Annotated in this window: 10 protein-coding genes and 1 pseudogene; 4 read left to right on the forward strand and 7 right to left on the reverse strand. The window is 49.1% G+C overall.

The window, feature by feature from the left end:
- The first annotated feature begins 348 nt into the window (after positions 1-348).
- The 3 genes from PAV_RS07765 (at position 349) to PAV_RS07770 (ending at position 4082) form a co-directional block, all read left to right on the forward strand.
- Positions 349-1305, forward strand: a complete 957-nt coding sequence (locus PAV_RS07765) for an AraC family transcriptional regulator (protein ID WP_005544909.1) — start codon at positions 349-351, stop codon at positions 1303-1305.
- A 210-nt stretch (positions 1306-1515) separates the two neighbouring features.
- Entirely contained in the window at positions 1516-1671 is a 156-nt protein-coding gene (locus tag PAV_RS36035) for a hypothetical protein (protein ID WP_238555776.1), read from the forward strand.
- A 5-nt stretch (positions 1672-1676) separates the two neighbouring features.
- Positions 1677-4082 (forward strand): glycoside hydrolase family 38 N-terminal domain-containing protein, encoded by a 2406-nt coding sequence (locus PAV_RS07770; protein WP_238555777.1) that lies wholly within the window; start codon positions 1677-1679, stop codon positions 4080-4082.
- Between the two features lie 274 nt (positions 4083-4356).
- Here PAV_RS07770 and budA read toward each other — a convergent pair whose 3' ends face one another.
- Together budA and alsS are read right to left on the reverse strand one after the other, a co-directional pair.
- The gene (budA, locus tag PAV_RS07775) at positions 4357-5157 is read right to left on the reverse strand and encodes an acetolactate decarboxylase (protein ID WP_005544913.1); all 801 of its coding nucleotides are present in this window, start codon (positions 5155-5157) and stop codon (positions 4357-4359) included.
- A 54-nt stretch (positions 5158-5211) separates the two neighbouring features.
- Entirely contained in the window at positions 5212-6861 is a 1650-nt protein-coding gene (alsS, locus tag PAV_RS07780) for an acetolactate synthase AlsS (RefSeq protein WP_051135101.1), read from the reverse strand.
- A gap of 316 nt (positions 6862-7177) precedes the next feature.
- Here alsS and PAV_RS07785 point away from each other — a divergent pair, with 316 nt between their 5' ends.
- Entirely contained in the window at positions 7178-8269 is a 1092-nt protein-coding gene (locus tag PAV_RS07785; RefSeq protein WP_005544917.1) for a M24 family metallopeptidase, read from the forward strand.
- A gap of 182 nt (positions 8270-8451) precedes the next feature.
- Here PAV_RS07785 and PAV_RS07790 read toward each other — a convergent pair whose 3' ends face one another.
- From PAV_RS07790 to PAV_RS07810, 5 genes and pseudogenes are all read right to left on the reverse strand, one after another.
- On the reverse strand, positions 8452-9087 hold the full coding sequence (locus PAV_RS07790) for an ArsR/SmtB family transcription factor (protein ID WP_005544918.1): 636 nt from the start codon (positions 9085-9087) through the stop codon (positions 8452-8454).
- A gap of 13 nt (positions 9088-9100) precedes the next feature.
- Positions 9101-10408 (reverse strand): MFS transporter, encoded by a 1308-nt coding sequence (locus tag PAV_RS07795; RefSeq protein WP_005544920.1) that lies wholly within the window; start codon positions 10406-10408, stop codon positions 9101-9103.
- Positions 10409-10585: 177 nt separating this feature from the next.
- Positions 10586-13303, reverse strand: a complete 2718-nt coding sequence (locus tag PAV_RS07800; protein WP_005544921.1) for an alpha-mannosidase — start codon at positions 13301-13303, stop codon at positions 10586-10588.
- Positions 13304-13385: 82 nt separating this feature from the next.
- A complete protein-coding gene (locus PAV_RS07805) occupies positions 13386-14672 on the reverse strand; it encodes a glycoside hydrolase family 125 protein (RefSeq protein WP_005544923.1) in 1287 nt (428 codons plus the stop codon).
- 464 nt (positions 14673-15136) lie between these two features.
- Positions 15137-16620, reverse strand: a pseudogene (locus PAV_RS07810) (ABC transporter substrate-binding protein).
- Between the last annotated feature and the right edge of the window lie 86 nt (positions 16621-16706).

Consider the following 16706-nt stretch of genomic DNA (forward strand, 5'->3'; position numbering starts at 1 on the left):
ATTTATTTAAACACTAAAATACTGGTAAATTTTATTCTAACAAAGGCGCTAGTAAAGGGACAGCTCCAATTGTTGCCTGACTTTACAATCAAATTGTGATGAAAATGACAAAGAACATAAAGAGGGTATTCGATAAAAAAGCATTATAGGCATCTAGAAAAGGGCTTCATTATCGCTCGTATTGTCACATCCTTCCTATGTTTTACTCATCTTCCTGCTGGGGTTCGATATCGAAAGAGAAGCACATAGCCTGAATACGCAGCTGGAAAATACAAAGCCCAAAATGAGGATCAATTTAACCATATAAAGGTTGGCCTACATACGTATGGTACACAAGGAGTACACATAATGATTAATAATCCTACGGCATACAAAAAAGCAAATCATTCGCTCAATATATACGCCTCACAGATTGACTGCGGTCCAGTGCGCTATCGTGTCCATTACTGGGGCTTCATGCCTCACCATTACCATAACGCGATGCACCGGCATTCTTTCTTTGAGGTGTGTTACGTCATGGAGGGTATTGGCGAATATATCGATGACGGCAAGCATTACTCACTAGCAGCAGGTTCAGCATTCTGCTCTCGCCCAGGAATCTGGCATCAGATTCGCAGCGACGAAGGTCTTGCCCTCTGCTTCGTTGCCTTCGACATTTTAGAATCCGAATCGACCGATGCATACGTTCACGCCTATCAAGTACTGGCACAGGAGGCAGTCCCGGTTATTTCTGAAGCTGCGGAATCTACAATGGCAGCGCTGTGGAGCGCTTTGCTGCACATGTTCGACCATGGGAATGGGCAAGGACAAGCTGCATATCCCCCAGCGGTACTGCAAGCTGCGGCAGGTACACTGCTGTACTCGATGCTGCCGCTGTTCACGCCAAATCCAGACCAGCTCCCGTCAGCGTCCGAAGCAACCAAGAACCCTCCTGTCGGTCACAATGATCTGTTCCGCAGGGCCAGTCTGTACTTGGAGGATAACCTTAGCGAACCGCTGTCGCTTGACATTGTCGCACAGCATTTGCACATCTCCCCCAGGCATCTGACCCGGCTGTTCATGCAGCATTGCGGCCAGACATTCGTTCAATATATACAAGAGCGCCGCATCCAATTAGCAAAGGAACTGCTGCTCGGCAGCGATGCAGCCATTAAACATATTGCCGGGCAGTGTGGTTTTGAGTCTGTACATTATTTTACAAGAGTGTTCACTCGCCATCTCGGTGTATCGCCAGCGCGCTTCCGTCGTGATGAACTCCATCGTCCGCGTTCAAACGTTGATCCAAGTCATCCTCCTATTTCATAAAGATGTCCTTTTTGTACAAAAACAAAGCCGACTAGTCCAAATACAGCCTTCCCTTCATTTCCTACAATGAGGGCAATACATGGTGAAAGTGAGAGAACACCTCTCTATCCGGCATGTTACTGTCTTTTTGCAGAGATATGGAGCCGGAAGGTTTTATTCGTTATTCAAAACTCGTTCCTTGAACTGAAATGGAATTGGAGGCTACACCTAATGAGAATGGAACAGCATCTAGCCCGTGCAAAGACCCCTACCCCAAATCGAGCTTGGACCATTTATGCAATACATCACTCCCATACCGACATCGGATATACAGAGCGTCAAGAAAAATTGAACGTTATCACGCTGAATTTATTCGCCAAGCACTGAGCATCTTGCAGCAATCTGAGAATGGCGCTAAGCCTGATTGGCAGGGGTTTCGCTGGAACTGCGAAACGTTCTGGGCGGTGGAGCGCTTTTTGGATCAAGCTTCAGAGAAGGAACGCGAGCAATTCGCAGCAGCGGTGCGCAGCGGCAGCATCGAACTATCGGATACGTACTTGAATATGACGGAGCTTCCGGACTATTCCTTATTGCAATGCATTCACAGCAAAGCGCAGGCTTACGCCAAATCGATCGGACATCAAATCGATTCCGCGATGACCGCTGACATTAACGGCTATGGATGGGGCTATGCCCAGAGCCTGCTCGACAATGGAATCAAGCATTTATTCAGCTGTATTCATACTCACCACGGGATGTTCGCTCTTGGCCGCAAGCAGACACCGTTTTGGTGGCAGGCGCCGAATGGCGACAGATTGCTCGTCTGGAACGGAGAGCACTACATGTTCGGGAACGAGCTCGGCCTGTGTCCGGGTGCGCTCGGCCAATATATGATTCAGGACGAGTTCGACAATCAGCTTATCGATGCCCATCATAATGATATTGCCCGAATTCGGATGCATCGCTACGTATGCCGACTTGAAGAGGAAGGCTATCCCTATGACTTTGTGCCGGTCATGCTGTCCGGTCTTGGTACAGACAATGCCTCGCCTAATGGTCGGATTATGGAATTCATCCGTGATTGGAACGCCCAATACGGAGAAACGATTCGCATCGAGATGACGACGCTTAGTGGATTCTTCGCCAGACTGAAGCAGGAAGATATGGAGCAACTGCCTGTCTATGCAGGTGATTGGCCAGATTGGTGGTCAGATGGCGTCAGCTCGACAGCTATGCATACTCAGCTATACCGTGACGCTCAGCGGACGCTAAGAAAGGTTAAGTATCTCGATCCAAAACGAGAGCTTGTAGATGTGCAGCAAATTAGTGAAGCAGAACAAGCCTTGGTCATGTATGCAGAACATACGTGGGGTTATCACTCTTCCATTTATGAGCCGTGGCATCCGAACGTGCAACTCTTAGAGGTACGCAAGCAGGCCTATGCCGCCGACGCAAGCCGTTTGGCGCACCAAGCTTTGGATCAGGTGCTGTTCGCCCAAGGCGCGGCACCGTTATACCCGGAACGGCCGATCCGCTATCGTATCGTCAACACAGAGAACGCATCCGCGAACAAGCTGGTAACGCTGCCCTTGGATGGCTGGGAGCCTGCTTTATTTGAGGATGGGATGGAGGTCGTACACGAAGGTACTGGAGCCGTGCTTCCGCACCAGTCCCCACACCCGCAATCCATTGTCATCCAAGCCTCGCTTGATGCGGGCGGAGAGTGTTTCCTGAAGTTGCGTAAGACGCAAACTCTGCCGATTAACCGAACAACATCCAATACCCGCCTCATGGGTAGTGACCGCGTCTATGATATGGACGATCTGCAAATAGAACACGCTGCTCACGGGCCAATCCGGATTGCGCAGCACATGATTGAATCACCCTTTGTCCGCATAGAATGGAAGGAGCATGACGGCATCATTTCTTGGCTGGATAAACAATCCGGCGCAGAACTGCTGGCAGCCAATCGCGAGTATGGGGCATTTACACCGATATATGAGGTTACTCCAGTTGCTGATTCGAGCGATCCAAGCCAAGTATGGGCCGTCCGCAGCCGGATGGGGCGGAATCGCAAGGGTATTAACGTAGAACGAAGCGCTGGATGTCTCATTCGTGTTCGTCCGATAGAAAACGGCCCGCTATATGCTACTGTTGAGCTTACTTACACAATTGAAGGCATGAGCTATTACGCGTTGTTCCTGAAGGTATACGCAACTTCGAATCGAGTAGAGGTATCGGTTCGACTTCATAAAGATAGCGTATGGCTTCCTGAAAACGTATATGTGGCGTTACCGTTTACAACAGGCGAATATAGCAAGGATACGTTATATGTAGAAAAGGCAGGAGCCATCGTCCGGCCATGGATCGATCAACTGCCGGGCACTTGCCTGGACTATACGTGCATTCAGGAGGGCTTGGCATGGAGCAGCCATACTGGGGCAGGGCTAGCCAATTCTACGATCGGATCCGAAGGTTCTCGGACAGTTATGGACGAGCTCGAACAAGCTACGGAGCGTACACTGCTTCTGGCCATGCCCGATACGCCGCTGCTCCAGTTGGGCTCGCTTGACCATGGACGCAGGATTGTCCATACGCAGCAGGCGCAGGATACTAAGCCTTCTGCCTATGCATGGCTGATGACCAACTATTGGGAAACAAACTTCAAGGCTACACTCGGCGGATTTTACGAGTTCCGTTATGCATTGGAATTGCGTCATGATGTAATTCCAACAGAACAATTGCCAGATGAAATCCCTGCGCTAGCTGCTGAGTTTATTGTTGCACGCATGAATTAATGAAAGCATGATCGTTTCAGTCTTCGTCCCCGATGCCGCTTGCTCCTCGTCAGGCATCGGGGTTCTGTTATCTTCTACATCTCCACCATAGCCGCCCCATCTTCACGAGTCCATCTTATAAAAAAGACCCAAACGGGCTCCTTGCTCTCCCATTCAGGCCTTCTTGGCATATTTTAGACTTCCTTTATTACCACTGAGATTGATACTTGCACTACGTGTGCATACAACGCATGTATTACTTGTGCATGCTTCACGAGCACGTTTGGAAATTAGATCAGCCTTCAGCCTTCGCAATTTCCGCATCAAGATCGCGGCTCGTCAGATCGGCATTCATGAAGGCTTCTGTTTCGGGGAAGTGCATATGCACTTCTGACGGCTTGCCAATCTGGATGACGCCGGACTTGAACTGAAGATCAAGTACATGTCCGCCGCCTGTACGCGCATCATCGACAAAGTGATGATGGTAGCCGGCCACGGCTATCCCTTGAGCGAAGGCCGGCATACGAAACGCTGCCACCGTACCGCGCTTTTTCTCCAGCGTGAAGATAGGCTGCGATTCGATTGCCTCCAAGAAGGGACGGAATGGCGGCTTCTGCTTCGCAACAGTACGTGTTACAACACGTTCGAATTCTCCGTCAATACGAATCGCGTAGAACAGGTTTAGGCTCGGGAGCAAGCTGTCAATCAGCTGCTCCAGCTCGCTGCGGCTCATCGGCTGATTCACCCGAAATGTCTTCTCCGCTTGAAAGAAGGTAACGGACGCGAACGGCGTTCCCTCCTCCGGCTTTACAGGCGTTACACTGCTGTCGGAGCGCAGGCGGTAGTAGTTCCCATCAAAGGCGATTAATTCACCATCCAATTCATTGAACGTGCCTATACCGAAGTCGCCATGCTGCTTCAGCTCAGCCATTGTCATGTTTCCCTCGAACACACCGTCGAGCAGGGCGCTCATAGTAGATGTCTGGAAAATGGTGCTTGGCTGCTCTGAGCGGTGTTCCGTTTCTCGTTCCGTTGTTGTATATGAGTCCGATGGACGTAATGTTGTGTTGACCGGATGTTCCAATACGGCATTCATCTTCTCTGTTCCTCCTTGTTGCGTGCTGTATTTTCCCTTGCTTCCAGTTCGTTCTTAATGGAACTGGTCTGGAAGTAGAGTATCTCCAAGTGCGATATTGTCACTGTAATCGACAGGAATATCAATGACGACAGGCCCTTCTGCTTCAAGCGCCTTCTTCAGTGTTGGCACCAGTTCAGCAGGATCCGTGACACGGTAGCCCGTAGCTCCATAGCTTTCTGCGAACTGCACCATATCCGGCTGACCGAATTCGATGCCTGCGGTACGGCCGTATTTCATTTGCTGCTGGAATGCGACCATATCGTATGTGCCGTCATTCCAAACGAGGTGAACAATCGGCAGCTTCAAGCGCACAGCCGTTTCAAGCTCCATCGCAGAGAACAAAAACCCTCCATCTCCTGATACGGAAACGACCTTCTCATTTGGACGAACCAGTGCGGCCGCAATGGCCCAAGGCAAGGCAACGCCAAGCGTCTGCATTCCGTTGCTGAACAGCAGTCGGCGCGGCTCATACGAGCGGAAATAACGCGCCATCCATATATAATGAGAACCTACGTCACAAGTGACGGTCACGTTATCGTTGATGACGCTGCGCAGGCCATGAATAATTTGCAGCGGATGAACAGTGCCCGGCTTGACTTTCTGCGGCGGTTCACAGGCTTCCACCAGCTTTGCCAGCAAGGAGTCGCACAGCACATTCGCTTCTGGCGTCCGCTGCAAGCCGGACAAATGCTTCGTTAATTCCTGCACCGTACGGTCGATGCTGCCGAGCAACTCCATGTCAGGCTGATAATCATGATCAATATCTGCTTGTACGTCATCCAAATGAATAATGCGGCGCTGGCCGTCATGATTCCAGAACTTCGGATCGTACTCTACTGGGTCATACCCTATCGTCAATACCGCATCGGCCTGTGCCAGCAGTTCATCTCCCGGCTGGTTGCGGAACAATCCGATACGGCCGAAGAAGTGAGCCTCCAATTCACGGGAAATGGCACCTGCCGCTTGGAATGTCTCTACAACTGGAATATTCGTATGAGCGACAAGCTGCCGAATCGCATATACCGCTTCCGGCGAGCTTGCCCGCATTCCAAGGAGAATGACCGGGATGCGTGCGCTGCGCAGTGCCTTTGCCGCTTCGGCAATATCTTCAGAAGGAGCTGCTCCAAGCCGTGGCGAAGGCAGCGGGCCAATTGCTGACACCTCTACCGGACTTGTGATTACATCCTGCGGCAGGCTGACAAAAGCTGCGCCTTGACGCGGCGAAGTCGCTGCACGGAAGGCGTTCGTCAGTACCTCCGGCAGGTTGTCAGGATGCTGCACTTCTGCGCTGTACTTCGTAACTGGCTGGAACAGTGCTGCATTGTCCATTGATTGATGCGTCCGCTTCAAGCGATCTGCACGTGATACAGCCCCACCTAAAGCAACCACCGGATCTCCTTCTGCCGTTGCAGTAACAAGACCTGTCGCCAAGTTGGAGGCCCCTGGTCCAGATGTCACCAGGCATACCCCAGGTTTTCCTGTTAATCTGCCAACTGCAGCAGCCATGAACGCGGCGTTCTGCTCATGCCGGCACACAATTAAAGAGGGGCCTCGATCAACAAGTGCGTCAAAAACGCTGTCAACCTTAGCCCCCGGAATTCCAAAAATATGAGTGACGCCTTGACGATTCAGGCAGTCCACGACAATGTCTGCTCCACGCATCGCGGATAGTTGTTGATGGCGATCCTGATCGACACAATGAATCTCAACGCGTTGGCTGGCTTTCTCATTCATGCGAGTCTTCGTAGTGTTCATGATACTCATCCCTTTCCTCGTGGTGATATTACCCAATGTATTAATACAGTATAAGACACATACTATGAAAACATATGAAAATAATCAGTCTGTATTATATATAATACTCCTTTTTTATTTTGTCTATTCGCAATTTTCAATCGGTCATGGTACATTCGAGAATAGAAGTCTGGCTAACGATCCTAGATCACCTTACTCTACCGAATGAAAGGATAGATTTTCGATGAATGATAAATGGAACAAGCTCCGTTCCGCCATGGAGGAAAGCAGCATTGATGTCATGCTGATTACAGATCCGAAGCATGTCTATTACTTAACTGGCTTTGCTTGCGATCCGCATGAACGGTTTCTTGGCATCATCGCCCCTCTGCAAGGAGAGCCGACACTGATTGTGCCTGCGCTTGATGGAGATAAGGCAGCCGCTGTGTCTGTCGTAAAGGACATTGTTACTCATACCGATACCGACAATCCCTATGACATCCTGAAGCAGCATCTGCCGCAGCAGCCCGCTCGCTTCGCGATCGAGAAGGGACATATGTCCGTACAGCGTTATGAAGCATTAACAAGTGCCACAGCAGCGAAAAGCTTTGTAGATGCAGGTCCTATCCTGCAGGCGATGCGTGTCATTAAGTCGGAAGAAGAAGTCGTTCGCATGAAGGAAGCGATTCGTCTTGTTGAAGCCGTTCTGCTGGAGGGCGTAAGCCGAGTTAAAGTAGGCATGAGTGAAATCGAAGTGGTGGCGGAGCTTGAGTATTTGATGAAGAAGCTTGGCTCAGACGGCCCATCCTTCAGCACGATGGTTCTGGCAGGCGAAAATGCCGCACTCCCGCACGGCGTACCGGGCTCGCGCACCATTAAGGAGGGCGAGCTGCTCTTGTTCGATATGGGCGTATATGCGAATGGCTACGCCTCTGACATTACGCGCACCTTTGCCGTAGGTGAAGTGAATGATACTTGCAAGGAAATCTACAATACGGTGCTCGCCGCGAACATGGCAGCTATCGAGGCTGTGAAGCCAGGCGTTACATTTGGCAGCCTTGATCGCACGGCACGCAAAGTCATTGCGGACAAAGGCTACGGGGATTATTTCACACATCGTCTCGGTCATGGCCTCGGCATCGATGTCCATGAGTACCCATCCGTACATGAGCGCAACGAGGATGTGCTTCAGCCGGGCATGCTGTTCACGATTGAACCGGGCATCTACGTGCCGAAGGTAGCTGGCGTACGCATCGAGGATGATGTCATCGTAACCGCAGACGGCGTTGAGGTGTTGACTTCTTATCCGAAGGAACTGACGATCATCGGTGTGTAACGTCTCTCCGTTCTAACCGATTCCATACACAACTTGGAGGCGCATTGTATGTTCCGTACAACCCTTCAAAAACAAACACCCACCCTCATGCTCATCTCAAGCATGGAGGGTGGGTGTCTTTGCCTATTCGACTAACCTCAACTTATTCCCAAATTGGAACAAAGGCTTCCGTCAATCGTCCATCATTCATTCTCGTTACTATCGACAGATTCACGGTTCGGAACATCTTTCATGCGGTAGCTGAGCATAACGAACACGTATTCATCCTTGGTCGTCTGCTCTCGCAATTGTTTATCATTAGCAATCACGGATTCGTCTGGATTGAAAGGCGGCGGTGCATAGTTGGATGAGATTGCTTGCTGTACATAATACGCCTTCTCCGCCCATCCCATCGGTGTCATTGATGTATAGGCAATCTTCGCTTCCGCAAGCAAGTCCTCTCCATACTGTCCTTTTCGCATTCCGTCCTCGATTACATCCATACCTTGATGGGTAATGCGAAGAAGCTCCTGCACGATCAGACTGGAATGCTCCTGTGATATTTCCTTCCCCAACGTATAGCTGCGCTGCTCTTGATTCGCACGATAATACTTTTCGATCAGATTCCCCTGCTGCTTCGTCTCGACAAGCTCCAGCAGTTGGGCCTCTTCCAGCTTTTTTACATGGTAATACAGTCTGGATGGCTTCTCATCCATGATCTCTGCCATCTGTTTCACCGTAATCGGCTCATCTTGCGCAAGCCGCAATATTTGCATCCGGCGTGGATCTAGCATGATCTTCAACAGCTCGACATCGTTAATTACTCGCTGCTCTTGCAAGCTGTCCCCTCCCTTAGTCTGAAGAAGACATCGCCAGGTCTCCTCCCGTCATTCTCGCTTCATTCGTATTTCGAAGTGCTTGATTATATTTTAACAGAGGGAAAATGACAACGACAATAATAAGCAGCAATCCGGCAAGCGCGGTGGCAAGCAATACGCCGAACATGGAAGCGAATAACCCGCCTATGCCTATGCCAAGAACTGTGCCGGCTTGCGACACAGAATCGAATACGCCTGATCCACGGCCTCTCATTTCATCTGGCATAATCGTAATAAACAGACTACTGAGCGGCACGTTCGTGCAAGCAAGTGATACACCAAGACCAATCGACCATACATATACACTGAGAACCCCGCTCGTTTGATATAGCGAGTGCAGCGGAATAATGAGCAAGCAGAACAAGCCGATAACCCCAACTGCCCCGAGCAGCAGAACATTGGAAGCCACACGCTTCATGAGATAAGGTGCAGCGAGCGCCCCTAATATGCTGCCTACGGCCACCATACTGGAAATGAAGCCAAAATGCTCGGCAGGAATACGGAAGGTTTGCAGCAAGGCCGCATTCAAGTTCGTATTAATAACGCCTACGACAAGCATGATCGGCACAAGCAGCAGAAGAAGTGCAAATAATCCATCGTGACGGTAAATCGTGCGTATCCCTGCCTTCAAGGACTTCCAGTACGGTTCCTTCGCAGCAGCCGACTGCCCCGGTAACCCGCGTTCATTTTGGATTTCTTCACGAGTCCGATCAGGTACGGGCTTTGCTTTGGTCATCGCGTAAATAAACAAAGCAGAAAGCATAAACGTAAGTCCATTAAAAAGGAATAGACGGTTAAAATGACCCAGTGGAATTAGCAGCCCCGCAATCGATGGCCCCACTAGCCGCATAGCCATAAAAGTAGCCTGCGAGAAGGAAACGGCCTGCGAGATGTTCTCTTTCCCAATAAGACTTGGCACAATGGCAGCACGTGCGGGTTCAAAAAACACGGTGCCGATGTTTTGCAACAATATCAACGCATAAATACCGTATAGATTGTGCTGAAATGCGATAAGCAGCACGACAATGACCGCACGGTAGATATCAGCGGCCATCATGATGTGGCTGCGCTGAAAGCGATCGGCGATTGGGCCTACAAATGTGCCGAGCAGCATGCTTGGCAGTACATTTGCCAGTACGACAAGGCTGATAGCCAGCGGATCGCTCGATAAATGGGCGACAAGAAAGATAACAACGAGCCGTGTAATGCCGTCGCCAAGCTCAGAAATGGTTTGGGCAAGCCATAAAAAACGGAATGCGCGGTTGTTCATGAGCAGCTTCATAGGGAATCCTCCACTAAGATGATTTTTATCGTTAAAATTTATTTTAGCGATAAAAATCATTTTGTAAAGGGGTTATTTTCCTGATCCCAAAACAAATATAAATTGCTATTCATGTTCATTCGCCGAAAAAAAGACGCTTGCGAGTCTTCGCAAGCGTCTTTCCTATGATGATACGTATTATTTTTGGATACCGAGCGAGAAGATCTCCGCACTGCTCAAGGCAACAGTTACTTCACGGTTATTCGTGGAAGCAATGTTCTCTTGAACTTCTTCCATGATGTTGCTGCGGTAGAAGCCCTTCGCTGCTTCTGGAAGCGATACATTCAGAGCAGCTTCTTCATGCTTGAAGTTGAACCAGCGACCGACCATGTCGCCTGTCTCTTCTGCCATCTTCAAGGAGGAGAACGCTACGCCTTCGCCGTTCCATGCCAGGAATGCATGGTTCACTGGGAACTTGCCTTCCTGCACTTCCACTTGGCGTACAACCCAAGGTACTTGGAATGCATGAGCTTCTGCATAAGCACCGGATTCTACAACATCGCCTTCATGCGGGATAATCGCATATTCAGCCGTATGAACGCCGATGCACTGCGCTTCTGGAGTCGGGAAGTAGCCCCAGTCGCCGAGCTCGCCGGAGGAGCGAAGCAGCGTAACTGCAATCGTGTTCTTGTTGTCTTGCGATACCTCGTATTCGAACAAGCCCTTGTTCGCCACCGTCAAGCCCAGCTTGCCGTCGCTTACGCTGACGAATGTGTGCTGATGCTGATCGTTGCTTGGGTTCTCCCATTCCTTCGCTGGAATGTTGTTGCGGCGAGCCGCTTCGAAGATCGATTCCGCCAAGTGTGTTTCGGATTCGAAGCCGCTTGGGAACAATGCTCTTACGCGGTGATCCTTGGACTTATTGTCCATCGTTACATGAACATCAACGCGCTTCGCACCACGATCGAGCGTATAGCGAGTGATGATGCGGAATGTAGCCAATTCAGTCGAACGCTGCGCCTTCCGAATATTGAAGTCCACAATGTCGCGGCGCTCTTCTTCCAATTTATCGTCTGCGGATACTGGAATGTTCCAGTTATGCGCCACTTCAATTACCGCGCGGAACGGCGTATTTTCTACAACCTTGCGCTCTGCCTTCAGCCCTGCCGTCGTAAGCGGCTTGGAACCTGCCGGCATGCGGAACATGTACTCGTTCCCGATATCTCCTGCATCTTCGTAGACGTTCAAACCAGCATGCGTATGACCAGTGGACTTGTCTGTCAACGTAAGCGATCCGTCTTCGGCAACGACTGCTTTCAAACGGTCGTTCTCCAGCGTGAACTCGCCTGTCACAAGGCTAGCCCCTTGTTCCTTCGATGCGCCTGTCACCCAAGCAAGCGTCTTATAACCGAATGCAGGGATATCTTGTACTTGCAAGCGCACCTTCACTGCACGCGCCATATATGGCTGACGGAACTTATCCTTCGGCAAGTCATAGCCGAAGACTACGCCCGCATCTTCCCATTGGCAATCAAGCACACTGCCGTCTGCATCGATAACTGCGCCAGCTTCGATTGGCTCCTTCTTCATTTCCGCTGCCAGCTTCATTGGATGAGCTTCACGGAAATAACGGCGGTACAGTTCAAGCGTCACTTCAACAACGCCATCGCGTCCATATCCTGTGGAGTTGAATACCGTAAACGGTACAGCTTGCTTGCCGCCGTATACAGATGTGTCGATTTGCTTAATCAGGCTATCTACTGTTTCGTTAATAATCATTTCTGTCATATGCTTCGACTTCTCAAAGCGTGTAACCATCTCGCGATGTACTTCGTCCACGCTGCAGCCGCAAATGCTATCGTGAGGGTGGTTCTGCATCAATGTCTTCCACGCGTACACGAACAGGTGGTGCGGGTATGGCTTGCCTGCTTGGTGTGCAATTGCCGCAAGCGGCTCTGCTACCTTCTCAAGCAGCGTTTGGTTCTCTGCGTTCATTTGCTTCAAATACACGCGGGAGGATGCTGTATTAACAAGTGTATACCAGCCGTCTGTACGTTGGCTGCGCAATTCACCATGAACCGTCTGCAGGTTCTCAGGCAGCTCCTTGCGAAGCTCGTCTACATAATCATTGAAGTTGGAATGTACGAAATCCACATCCGGGAACAGCTTCTTCGCCACTTCAATCGCTTTAGACAGATCCGTTTGAATCGGCTGGTGGTCACACCCGTTCATAAACAGCAAGTGGCGTGTGGATGCGAATTTTTCCGCATTCGGAATTTGCTTGTCCCAATAAGCTACTGCCTGCGGCTCATCAACAGGTACTTCCATTCCGTTACAGTACCAGTTCGCGAACAAAATGCCGATGACGCGCGAGCCGTCTGGGGATTCCCAGATCATCTCGGAGAACGGCGATTCATATGCTGCGTCTTCCGATACTTGGTTGTTGAATCCAGTCGGCTTAACACCGCGGCCGAATACCGCTACATCAATGCCGGATTGCTTTAAGATTTGCGGCGCTTGGCCCATATTACCGAATGAATCCGGGAAATAACCGACCTTGGAAATGTTGCCGCCATACTGCTTCGCATCGCGATGTCCGATTTGCATATTGCGCACGTTCGCTTCGCTGCTTGTCAAGAACTCATCCTGCAAGATGTACCAAGGTCCGATATGAATGCGGCCTTCTTGAATGTACTTCGTCAGCTTCTCCTTCATTTCAGGGCGAACCTGCAAGTAATCCTCCAGCATAATCGTCTGTCCGTCCAGGTGGAAGCTCTTGAAGCCTGGGTCATTGTCGAGCGTATCGAGCAGCGTATCCATCAATTCAATCAAAAGTGCATGATGATATTCATAAGGCATATACCATTCGCGATCCCAGTGCGTATGAGAAATAATGTGGGCAGTCTTTTTAGTCATGTTGTTTCCCTCACTTTCATGGTGTGTGTGATAGAGGTGCTAGTGTTCCTAACGATCTGACCTTGCTGAGCAACTGGCTTGCTTATTCCCCTTTAAGCCAATGTTCGCGGTAGATCAACTCAGAGAACAAGCTGTTCGACCAAGCGAACCATTCGCGTGTGAACTGTGCAGGATCGTCCACGTGGAAGCCTTCATGCATGTATCCTGTGCCTGCATCTGTAGTCGTGAGCAGCTCGATAAGGGATGCAATCTCGTCTTGGGAGCTTGCTGTCAAGCCTTGCATTGACAAGGCAATATGCCAAATATATTGGTTCGGCGTATGCGGACTGCCGATACCCTTAGCTGCTTTACCGGAGTAGAAGTAAGGATTCTCTTCACTCAGAATGAAGCGGCGTGTATTTTGATAGATTGGATCGTCTGCCGTTGTATAACCAAGGTACGGAATCGCGAGCAAGCTAGGCACGTTCGCATCGTCCATCAGGTTATAGTTGCCGAAGCCGTCTGTTTCATAAGCATAGATTTTGCCGTATTTCGGGTGGTGGAAGATGCCGTATGCTTGAATGCCTTCGTCGATTTCTTCCATCAGTGCGTGAGCCTTCGCTGCAAATGGCGCATCTTCATAGACTGCAGTTGCGATTTCTTCCAAGTAGCGCAGCACTACAACCGCGAACATGTTGGAAGGAACCAAATAGCCGAATGTGCATGCATCGTCACTTGGACGGAATGCAGACCATGTCATGCCTGTATAGTTGACCGGCATACCCATGCCATTATTCTTCAACGTATCTGTCTTGCGGCAATCCATCCGCTCGAAGCGGTATGGCGATTGCGCAAAGTGACGCTGTTCCGTCGTCCACAGATCCATAATGATATGAGCAACCGTTTTGTATTCACCATCAAAGAGGGAAGTGTCCCCCGTCTCTTTCCAATACAAATAGGACAATTGAAGCGGATAGCATAGAGAGTCAATTTCATACTTGCGTTCCCATACCCAGCCATTCAGCTTCGTTTGGTCACGGTGATGAATTTCATCCAATGCTACTTCTTGTTCATTAAATGCATTCGCATAAGGGTCAATTTGAATATATTTCAGCTGCTTGCGCACCAGCCCGGCAATGACGCGTCTTACATCCGCATCGTCCTTCGCAAGCGGCATGTATTGGCGTACCTGTGCGCTGGAATCGCGCAGCCACATTGCAGGGATATCCCCTGTAAAGACGTAGGATGTACCGTCTTCATGCAGCTTTGTTGTCGTTTGCAACGTATTCGGGAAGCAGTTCAAAAACTGCTCCATCAATTTCGGGTTATGGGCCAATTTAGTCTTTGCTTCTTCCATCACGCGAAGCACAGCTTGCGGTAGACGTTCCATGTCGGCTCTCTCCTTTTCACTTTTGATCACGACGCATTTCGGGAAGCGATTCGACATCGAATCTTGCATTCAACCTCGAAGAATTAATGCTTTCGGCGTATGTTTCCTTCAGAAACATTTCAGTTGCTCATATAGTCTCGCCTACATCCGCTATTCCTTACAAGTTTTGCAGAGTAAAATTCCGCTGCGAAAGCATGCACTTTAGGGTCTTGCAACCTTCCCGGTGCTGAAAAGTGAATTATTTGTATTATAGCAAATAAGATGATTAATATATCAATTATATTGTAATGATTAGGATGTGAAAAAACAACCAATTGTTTGTCTAAAATAGAACACAATCAGGTGAAGCGAAGCGCTTCACCTGATTTGGATACAAAGGGCTATTCATTTCGCTTTGCACGTTGTCGTCATGCTCTAGTTGTCAAGTCTGCTGCTGGACGAAACTCATTTACGCCCGATATGGATTACTTCTTGGATGCTTTCCAAGCATCCAATTGAGCTTGCATTTCAGCCATTACTTTGTCCAAGCCAGCTTGCTTGAATTTCTCAATCGCTTTTGGAACGTAGACTTTAGGATCCACGGAACCAGTAAACAAAGATGCATAGAATTCTTCTTTTACGTTTGTCAAAGCCGTAACTTCTGATTTCACATTATCAGCATTGAAGTGGAAGCCGAGAAGCGGCGCATTTTTCGCAGCATCGTTGAACTTCGCGAATTGTTCCCATTTATCTTTAGGGTCAGTAGGCAACTTATCCAAGATAAAGAAGTTACCAAGTGTAAATGCTGGCATATCGTAGCCCTCTGTCTTAGCAGGTAAGTATTCTACTGTGCTATCATCGATACGTTTGTAGTGAACGTCTTCGATACCGTTGTTCACCAGGTTGCGCAAGTACTTGTCAGAGTTAAGCAAGTTCAAGAATTGCATTGCTTTCTCTGGGTACTTGGAGTTCGCGGAAATACCGTGCATGGAACCCATTACAGACCAGTTGTATACATATGGCTCAGTGTAAGGTGTAGATACAACTGGGTAGCCCAGCGTTTGAGACCATTGGTTGTCTGCGAACGGTTGAGTGTCCGGCATATCAACGAACCATTTGCCTGTTTTCATTTCATCGCCGTTAGATGCTGTAGCTGCATCTTTCTTCAAATAACCTTTTTTGTAGTAGTCATGCATGGTTTCGAAGCTCTTCATCATATCTGGTTGTTCCAAAATATTAACTAGCTTCAAGTCATTCGTATCTGTCAGCGCCACGCCGATTGGCAAGTTTTCGTTCACCAAGTCGTAAGGAATGCCGAATTTGAATTGCTTATCAGCAGACACTGGATACAATCCAGGCTCGCCTGCTTTCACTTTTGCAAGTACTGGCTCCAAATCTTCCAACGTCTTGATGGATTTGATGTCGATATTGTACTTATCTACATATTGCTTGTTGAAGCGGAATACTTTTTGAGCCGGAAGCTCTTTATTTACAGGAATCGCGTATGTTTTACCTTCAATTTTTGCACCTTCCAAGAAGGATGGGTGAACGTTTTTCTTAATATCTTGGCCATACTTGTCAAGCAGTTCATCCAGTTCGTAGAACGCGCCTTTTTTAGCGTTTGTTACATAATCAAATGCCCAGGAACACGTGAAAGCGATATCAAAAGGTTCCCCAGAAGCGGCGATTACTTGCATCTTTTGGTTGTAATCGCCCCAGTCGAACATTTTCATTTTGATTGTTGCACCGATTTTTCTTTCGTGTACTCGCTGACTTTTTCCATTACTTTGTCAACGTCTTTTTGCGGAGTACCGATCGTGTACCAGATCAGTTCTACTGGCTTTTCGTCTTTTTTGTCTCCTGATGTGCCAGCCGCTTCTTCTTTTTTACTTCCGCAACCTGCGAGAACCAAAGATGCGACCATGATGAGGCAGAATGTCATCATCAGCATTTTTTTTGCCTTAGCCATTTTGTTACCTCCCCTTTTTGAACCACGCTGGATGTTTATATTATTTCCAGAGGCGGCAAGATCATTTGCCGCCGTCCGGGAATAAA

The organism is Paenibacillus alvei DSM 29 (genome assembly GCF_000293805.1).
Lineage (GTDB): Bacteria > Bacillota > Bacilli > Paenibacillales > Paenibacillaceae > Paenibacillus_B > Paenibacillus_B alvei.

Bases quoted from the DNA above. Each gene is read 5' to 3' on its own strand.
- PAV_RS07765 (WP_005544909.1), top strand. From the start codon at position 349: ATGATTAATAATCCTACGGCATACAAAAAAGCAAATCATTCGCTCAAT.
- PAV_RS36035 (WP_238555776.1), top strand. From the start codon at position 1,516: ATGAGAATGGAACAGCATCTAGCCCGTGCAAAGACCCCTACCCCAAAT.
- budA (WP_005544913.1), bottom strand. From the start codon at position 5,157: ATGAATGCCGTATTGGAACATCCGGTCAACACAACATTACGTCCATCG.
- alsS (WP_051135101.1), bottom strand. From the start codon at position 6,861: ATGCGTGGAGCAGACATTGTCGTGGACTGCCTGAATCGTCAAGGCGTC.
- PAV_RS07785 (WP_005544917.1), top strand. From the start codon at position 7,178: ATGAATGATAAATGGAACAAGCTCCGTTCCGCCATGGAGGAAAGCAGC.
- PAV_RS07795 (WP_005544920.1), bottom strand. From the start codon at position 10,408: ATGAAGCTGCTCATGAACAACCGCGCATTCCGTTTTTTATGGCTTGCC.
- PAV_RS07800 (WP_005544921.1), bottom strand. From the start codon at position 13,303: ATGACTAAAAAGACTGCCCACATTATTTCTCATACGCACTGGGATCGC.
- PAV_RS07805 (WP_005544923.1), bottom strand. From the start codon at position 14,672: ATGGAACGTCTACCGCAAGCTGTGCTTCGCGTGATGGAAGAAGCAAAG.